Here is a 7,209-nt window from a genome sequence, read left to right as displayed (position 1 = left end):
CTCGGCGGCCGCGACCCCGGCGGCGTGCGCGCGTGCGTCGTCGGCATGGCCGGGGTCAGCAAGCTGAGCGATCCGGCGGTGGCGGCGGTCTTCGACGCGGCGTGGGCGCGGATCGGGCTCACGTGCGTGGTCCGGACCGTCGCCGACGCCGAAGTGGCGTACGCGTCGGCGACTTCGGCTCCGGACGGGACGGTCCTCGTCGCCGGCACCGGCTCGATCGCCGGCCGCATCCGCAAGCGGCGCCTCGCCGGTACCGCGGGCGGCTACGGCTGGCTGCTCGGCGACGAAGGATCGGCGTTCTGGCTCGGCCGCGAAGCCGTCCGTTCCACTTTGGAGGCTCTCGGCCGCGGCCTGCCGCTGGACGGACTGCCGTCGGCGGTGCTCGGCGCCGCGCTCGGACCGTCCGGTGTGGACGTCCGGACCGACGCGGACCGGCTCGCCGCGTCCCGCGCGCTCATCACGACCGCCAACGCCGAGGCGCCGGTGCGGCTCGCCCGCTTCGCGCCGTTGGTGAGCGCGGCGCACGACGCCGGCGAGCCGGCGGCACGGGAGATCGTCGGCCGGGCGGTCGAGTTGCTCGTCGCCAACGCCCTCGCGGCGCGAGAGCCCGGCGAGTCGACTCCGGTCGTGCTCGTCGGTTCGGTGCTCACCGGAGACAGTCCGGTCGGCGCGCTCGTCCGCCGTGGATTGTCCGGCCTCGAGGTGCTGACCAGCTCCGATGGCGTGCTCGGGGCGGCCTGGCTGGCCGCGGTGGACGCGTTCGGCGAGGGCGTGCCGAGACCCACGTCACGGGAAGATTGAGCAAAACGCGGCGCGAAAGCGCGAAAACGTCGACTGAACCCGGGTAGTCCGGGTACCGTAGGCAGTGGCCCCCGGACCCTCCCCCCTCGCCGGGGGCCGCCTTATGTCCTGGGTACGTCGTCCGAGCCGGTCTCCGGCGCCAGGCGCAGGCCGGGGTGTTCCGGCGGCAACGCGCGGTAGAGCACCCAGCCGCTGACCGCGACGGTCAGCGCCACGAGCGGCCACGACAGCACCGTGCGGGCCACCCCGAGCGCGATGACCTGGCCGGCCCACCACAGCAGGCCGTAGACGACCACGCGCAGCACGTACTGGAGCACCCACACCCAGCTGGCCCGCGAGTACGCCTTGAGCAGCACCGCGTCCCGGCGCCAGCGCGCCTTCTGCCCGAGCAGCAGCCCGACGACGACGCCGAGCAGCGGCCAGCGCACCACGATGCTGGCCGCCCACAGCAGGGCGCTGGCCACATTGGACATCAGCTGCAGCAGGAAGAAGTCCTGCGCGCGCCCGGTGTGCAGGGCGATCAGCGCGGCCGCGACGACAGCGGCCAGGCTGACCACGAGCGCGCGGACCTTGCCGCCCCCGGCCACCCGGTAGACCCCGAGCGCGAGGGCGACCGCGATGGCGGCCCCGGCGCCCCAGGCGACGGACTGCCCGGCCACGAGCCAGCCGACGACGAAACCGGCGGGCGGGACGCTGGCGTCGAGCGCGCCCCGGCGGCCGCCGAGGATCTGCGCGAGCGACTCACGGGGTTCTCCGGACACGTGTCCAGCCTGCCGGAAACCGCCCGGGACGCTCCAAGCAGGGAGATCTTCGCCACATCGGATGCCCGGTTTGGCGCCGGGTGTGCTGTTTCACGGCATGCCGAAGGTGAAGAAGGCGTAATAGAGGAGCGGAGAAGGCCGACAAGATAAGACACTGTTACTCCGGTCTGAACGGCCGGGGTGGCACGGGGGTAGGACCCCGATCATTAGTTGTGGTGTACAACTACATGTCGGGGAGTCGGACGCAGGATGGGGAAGGGGACCCAACGTGTACGGAATCGACAGCTATGTAGCCATAGGAGACAGCTTCACCGAGGGCCTCAACGACGCGCTGCCGGACGGCTCGTTCCGGGGCTGGGCCGACCGCCTCGCCGAGATCCTGGCGGCGGGCAGGCCCGACTTCCAGTACGCGAACCTGTCGCTCCGGGGCAAGATGCTCGACGAGATCATGGACGAGCAGCTCCCGATCGCCCTGGAACTGAAGCCCGACCTGGTCACCCTCTGCGCCGGCGGCAACGACATCATCGTGCCCGGCGCGGACGTGGACGCGGTGGCGGAGCGCCTGGAGGAAGGCGTCGCCAAGCTGCGCGAGGCGGGCATCCCGGTGCTGATGTTCAACGGCCCGGACACGAAGGTCCTCTCGGTGATGTCGGTCCTGCGCGGCAAGGTCGCCATCTACAACACCCACCTGTGGGCCATCGCCGAGCGCCACGGCGCCCGCATGGTCGACCTGTGGGCCATGGCCCCCCTCCACGACCGCCGCGCCTGGAGCGACGACCGCCTCCACTTCTCCCCGGACGCCCACCGCCGCATCGCGTTGAAGTCCGCGGAGGTCCTGGGCATCCCGGTCGAGGGCGACTGGCGCGAACCGTGGCCGGTGGAGGAGGTGCCGAGCCGCTGGATCGACTCGCGCCGATCGGACCTGACGTGGACGAAGGTGCACCTGCTCCCGTGGATCCGCCGCCAGCTGCGCGGCGAGTCGATGGGCGACGGGCTGTCGCCGAAGCGGCCGCAGCTGGCGCCGTTGGCTCCGGTGACGCCGTTGGCTCCGTTGGAGGTGCTCGAGGTGCCGGACAACGCTCAGCAGGCCAGCTGAGGACCCGGCCCGAAGGTAGTGAATGACTCATTCATGTCGTCTGACGACATGAATGAGTCATTCACTACACGCCGAGCACCGTCGCCGACGGAAAGTGCCCACCCGATCACGAACCCCCGAGTTGTCCACATGTCGACTTACCTGGGGACAACTTGTGGACGGACCACCCCGGCCGACTCGCCAACCCGTCCCGCCCGGCTTACAGTCCCTTTATGTCCGGTCGGCGTCGCTGGATCCTCCTGGTCCCGATCGCGGTGCTGGTCACGGCGCTGCTCGCGGGGGTCGTGACCTGGGCACAGGCCGGCAGCCTCCAGCGTGACCTCAGCGAACGGACGCAGGCCGCGCTCGCGGCCGCCGGGCTGCCCGCCGGGAACGTCAGCTTCGACGGCCGGGACGCCACCCTCACCGGGTTCCCGCCCGGCCAGGCCCTCCGCGCCCTCGAAGTCGTCCAGGGCGTCGACGGCGTCCGCGCCGCCAAGTTCGAAGGCGACGTCGTCCCCATGGCCCCGAGCACGACCGAAGCCCCACCGCCGAGCAGCACCACCAGCAGCCCCCCGCCCACCACGACCACGACCGCGCCGCCGCCGACCGACAAGGCCGGGGTGCAGGCCGAGATCGATCGGCTGCTCGCCGAGGCGCCCGTGACCTTCGTGCCGGACACCGCGAAGCTCACGCCCGAAGGGGAACAGGCCGCCCGCGGGATCGCCGTCGCGCTCGCCAAGTCGCCGGAGACCTTCCGGTACCGCGTCACCGGCCACGTCGCCCGCGGGCCCGGCGGCGAGAGCGCCGCGCTGAAGCTGTCCCGGGACCGCGCGCGGGCCGTCGCGCGGATCCTCACCACCAACGGCCTCACGACCAAGCGCGTGACCTACCGGGGCCTCGGCGACACCCGGCCGGCCAGCGGCGGCGAAGAGGACCGGCGGGTCGAAATCACGGTCATCTGAAGGGGTGGTGCCGATGTTGTGGCTGTTCGGGCAGATCTGGCTGTGGCTGATCCTCGCCTTCGCCCTCGGCGCGCTCACCTCGTGGCTCGTCCTGCGGAAGGCGAAGCCCGCCGAGCCCCGCGGAGCCGTCGAAGCAGAAGCCCCCTACGAGCCGGAACCCGAGCCGCGGTACGAGGAACCGCTCGCCGCCGAGCAGACGCAGTTCATCCCCGCCGCCTGGGCGCAGGGCCCGCCCAAGGAGCCCGGCGAAGCCGACGACGAGCCGGAGCCCGCCGGTCACCACGAAGGGCACCTGCCGCTGCCGCCGCAGCGCGGGGCCGAGGCCGAGGACTGGCCGACCGAAGAGGAACCGGCCTGGCCCGAGAGCGAAGAAGCCACTCCTCAGTGGCCGCAGCAGCCTGGGCGCGGTGGCTGACACCCATCCTGGTAAATTCGGCTACGCACTGTGAGCGAGGCTGAGGAGGGAGTGGCGTGACGCTCCCCCATTGGACGGCGCAGCAGGTCCTGCCACCGGGACGCCACGCGTGCGACCTCGCCGACGTCTACGAGCGCCTGGTCTTCGACGCGCCGCACCAGAACGAGCGCGAGATCCTCTTCAGCGCGCTCAACAGCTACCTCGGCGTGGCCCGCCGGATCATGCCGTCCGGCCGCGCCTGGATCGGCGGCGAGCTGATCACGCGCACCGCACACCCGCCGCGCGGCCTCGACGTCGTCCTCATCCCGGACGAGTGGGGCGCGCTCAAGCGGCTCGACGACGCCGGCCGGTCCGCGCTGTACGGCCTGCTCACGCTGCGCGGCGTGATCGTCGGGCAGCCCGCGATGTACCTCGACCAGGTGCAGCCGGTCGGCGGCATGCTGGACGGCTTCCTGTGCCGCCCCGGCGACGAGGACACCTGGGCCGAGGTCTGGGCCGAAGGCGGCAGGGGCTACCCGGAGATGATCTGGTGAGGAACGAGTTCCGGCGCATCGCCGACGAGATCCCCGGCGGCACGTGGCTCGACGACCTCGCGCGTGCCTCGGCGATGGCGGCCAACGCCAAGTTCGAGCGGACGTCCCGGTCGCCGCTGCTGCACGTCTCGGTCATCGGCGAGCAGAGCATCGACGCCTACACCTTCTCCGACATCAGCCGGGCGCTGCAGGACGCGACCGCGAAGATCGGGCACATCATCCGGAACCCGTCCGGCGAGGTCACCCAGGTCCAGCAGGCCGACCGCGACAAGGCGCCGCTGATCCAGCGCGGCCAGGCGGGCAACGCGATCTTCTTCGGCTTCCCCGAGCCCGCGCCGGACGACGCGCTCATCCTCGACGGCATCGAGACGCTTTCCGAGCGCGCCGTCAAGGAACTGTGTGACTTCCTGCCGGCGAACGGCTCGGACGACGGCGCGCTCGACGCCGTGCTGCTGCAGCGCGACACCGTCCGCAACGCAGTGAGCGACATCGTCAACGCCGTCGCGAAGAACGCCGGCATCGGGATGGCGCTGACCCCGACCGCGGGCGAGCAGGTCACCCGCAGCATGACCACCGAACAGGCCCGGATCCTCCAGGGCAGCCTCCGCGAGTCCCGCGAGGCGGTCGGCTACGAGACGGTGCGCGGGCGGCTCGACGGCGTCCGCACCCGGCGGCGCATCTTCTACCTCGACCGTGAGTCGGGCGGGACCATCCAGGGCGCGGTGGCGCCGGACCTGCTCGACCAGATCAAGGAGAACCTCGACCGCCCGGTGACCGCCCGGCTGCGCGTCGTGCGCACGACGACGATCGACGGCCGGCGCGGCCGTCCGGTGTTCGAACTGCTCGAAATCACCCCCGAAGTGAGCCTTTTCGACTGAAAAGTCCCGCTTGCGACTTTCGTCTTGAACACCGGTACCGACGGTCGTCGTAGGCCGTCCGACGCCGAAAACAGTGGGAACCCCGATATTCTTCGCATTGATCACATCGTCACACCCTGCGCGCGATGTCAGGAAATACCGGTACTCGCGGCAAAATGGTGGGACAATGACTTTTTCCAGAATGTAACAATTTCGTTCGCGGGCACTCTTATGGGTTAACGTCGTCGCACTCCCACCCGAAGGGGCCCGCATGATGACCGACCCGCAGTACCCGCCGACCACCGCGCGCCACGGCAGACCCGCGCCGCCGGTGACGGCCACGGAGCGTCGTCAAGCGAACGCGAAGCCCGGTCGGAACATCCTGGCGATCGTCGGCCTGCTGCTCGGCTTGGCGGCATTCGGTGTCGCGTTCGTCCCGGACATCGGATTCGTCGCGTGGCCGCTGGCCGGGCTCGGGCTGATCCTCGCGATCGCCGGGTTGGTCCAGGTCAAGAAGGGCACCGCGGGCGACCGCGGGGTGGCGGTCACCGCCACCGTCGTCACGGTCGCGGCACTGCTGTCGACGGCGGGGCTGCTGGTGTACTCGACCTTCCTCGGCGGCGGTGAGTCCGGGCTGCACCTCCCGGCCGTCTCGGGCGACAAGCACACCGTGACGTTCGAGGTCACCTCGGCGGGCGGGGCGACCGTGCGCTACGGCAGCCTCAGCGACCAGCGCACCGAAAACGCGCCGGCCAGCACCGACGCGTGGGAAGGCCAGGCTTCCTACAACAATGGCTCGTACCTGTTGACGCTCACCGCGGACACCCGCAATTCGAACGTCAACAACGAAATCCGGTGCGCCATTTCGGTCGACGGCAAGAAGGTCGCGGAAAACAGCGGGACGACCATCGCGCTGTGCACCGCCAACGTGGGCTGACCCCTGCCTGGCGTCCGGCCGGCCTACCCCCACGTCGGCCGGCCGGAGCGCCACGAGCCGCTCCTGGCGGCTCCCGGCCCCGCCGCGGTTTCCCGCGCGGGGCCCGGCGCCGGCGTCTCAGCCTGCCCCTCCCCTAGGGCTCAGCCGGCACCGCCGAACCTACGCGGGCGCCGCCCGCGAGCACTAAGAATCCACTAAGGATTCACGGCCCGGACCCGGCCGTGACCCATTCGCAACCGAATCATCGCCATGAATGCACCGGGCCGCCACCGAGTTGTCGCAGTTCGAAAGGGCGGGCGAATCTTTTACTGCAGTTCGGCGAGTTCGGCGCGAACCTCACCGACGAGCTTCGGGTGCACCCGCTCGTAAATGCGCACCGACAACGCGAGTTGTTCGCGCGCGCCGTCGATGTCGCCGCGGGCCCGCAGCACCCGGCCCAGCGTCAGCCGCAGCGCGCCCTCCCGCGCGACGAACTCCCGGCTGATCGCGAGGTCGATCGCTTCCCAGACGTGCCGCTCGGCCGCCTCGACGTCGCCCGCCCGCAGGCTGAGGTCGGCCAGCTTGTCGAGGGCGACGACGACCCGGTCGTCGTCGCCCAGTTCGCGGTCGATGCGCAGGCCGGCGAGCTGGTGGGCGATGGCCTCGGCGAGCAGGCCCGCCCGCTTCTCCGCCTGGGCGCAGCTGCTGAGCGCCTGCCCGCGCAGGGTGACGTCGCCGGCCTCCGCCACTGCCTTGCCCAGCCGTTCGATGGCCCGCTCGTGCTCGCCGAGACGGCTGAGCGCGCGGCCGAGGTGCAGGTCGGCCGACGTCGTCAGCCGTTCGTCGGCGAGCCCGGCGGCCAGCTCCGCCGCCCGCTCGGCGTCGG

Annotated in this window: 9 protein-coding genes; 7 read left to right on the top strand and 2 right to left on the bottom strand. The window is 71.4% G+C overall.

Annotated features, from left to right (window positions below; translation table 11 throughout):
• Positions 1 to 801 (top strand): N-acetylglucosamine kinase (locus G3I65_RS50390; protein ID WP_160702943.1); only part of this gene is annotated, 801 nt, incomplete at its 5' end.
• A gap of 101 nt (positions 802 to 902) precedes the next feature.
• Here the strand turns inward: G3I65_RS50390 and G3I65_RS50385 are convergent.
• The gene (locus G3I65_RS50385) at positions 903 to 1,562 is read right to left on the bottom strand and encodes a DUF3159 domain-containing protein (RefSeq protein ID WP_160702941.1); all 660 of its coding nucleotides are present in this window, start codon (positions 1,560 to 1,562) and stop codon (positions 903 to 905) included.
• Between the two features lie 268 nt (positions 1,563 to 1,830).
• Here G3I65_RS50385 and G3I65_RS50380 point away from each other — a divergent pair, with 268 nt between their 5' ends.
• From G3I65_RS50380 to G3I65_RS50355, 6 genes are all read left to right on the top strand, one after another.
• Positions 1,831 to 2,658 carry an SGNH/GDSL hydrolase family protein gene (locus tag G3I65_RS50380; RefSeq protein WP_160702939.1) on the top strand — a complete coding sequence of 276 codons (828 nt, stop codon included), beginning with the start codon at positions 1,831 to 1,833 and terminating at the stop codon, positions 2,656 to 2,658.
• Between the two features lie 212 nt (positions 2,659 to 2,870).
• Complete coding sequence (locus G3I65_RS50375) at positions 2,871 to 3,602, top strand: OmpA family protein (protein WP_239071942.1); 732 nt, start codon at positions 2,871 to 2,873, stop codon at positions 3,600 to 3,602.
• Positions 3,603 to 3,615: 13 nt separating this feature from the next.
• Complete coding sequence (locus G3I65_RS50370) at positions 3,616 to 4,017, top strand: hypothetical protein (RefSeq protein WP_160702937.1); 402 nt, start codon at positions 3,616 to 3,618, stop codon at positions 4,015 to 4,017.
• A 56-nt stretch (positions 4,018 to 4,073) separates the two neighbouring features.
• The gene (locus G3I65_RS50365) at positions 4,074 to 4,550 is read left to right on the top strand and encodes a DUF6932 family protein (RefSeq protein WP_125308088.1); all 477 of its coding nucleotides are present in this window, start codon (positions 4,074 to 4,076) and stop codon (positions 4,548 to 4,550) included.
• Positions 4,547 to 5,428, top strand: a complete 882-nt coding sequence (locus tag G3I65_RS50360; RefSeq protein WP_125308089.1) for a hypothetical protein — start codon at positions 4,547 to 4,549, stop codon at positions 5,426 to 5,428. Before G3I65_RS50365 ends, G3I65_RS50360 begins: the two co-directional genes overlap by 4 nt.
• 250 nt (positions 5,429 to 5,678) lie before the next feature.
• Positions 5,679 to 6,344: a DUF4190 domain-containing protein gene (locus G3I65_RS50355; RefSeq protein ID WP_160702935.1), complete on the top strand. Its 666-nt coding sequence runs from the start codon at positions 5,679 to 5,681 to the stop codon at positions 6,342 to 6,344.
• 305 nt (positions 6,345 to 6,649) lie between these two features.
• On the opposite strand, the gene G3I65_RS50350 is transcribed toward G3I65_RS50355, so the two are convergent.
• Positions 6,650 to 7,209, bottom strand: a 560-nt coding sequence (locus tag G3I65_RS50350; protein WP_160702933.1) for a tetratricopeptide repeat protein, incomplete at its 5' end; no start/stop codon positions are given.

The organism is Amycolatopsis sp. SID8362, assembly GCF_010550475.1.
Classification (GTDB): Bacteria; Actinomycetota; Actinomycetes; order Mycobacteriales; family Pseudonocardiaceae; genus Amycolatopsis; species Amycolatopsis eburnea.
This window is presented reverse-complemented; position numbering and strand designations above follow the sequence as displayed.

Excerpts from the sequence above, each read along its gene's own strand:
- G3I65_RS50375 (WP_239071942.1), top strand. The coding sequence starts at position 2,871 with ATGTCCGGTCGGCGTCGCTGGATCCTCCTGGTCCCGATCGCGGTGCTG.
- G3I65_RS50370 (WP_160702937.1), top strand. The coding sequence starts at position 3,616 with ATGTTGTGGCTGTTCGGGCAGATCTGGCTGTGGCTGATCCTCGCCTTC.
- G3I65_RS50355 (WP_160702935.1), top strand. The coding sequence starts at position 5,679 with ATGATGACCGACCCGCAGTACCCGCCGACCACCGCGCGCCACGGCAGA.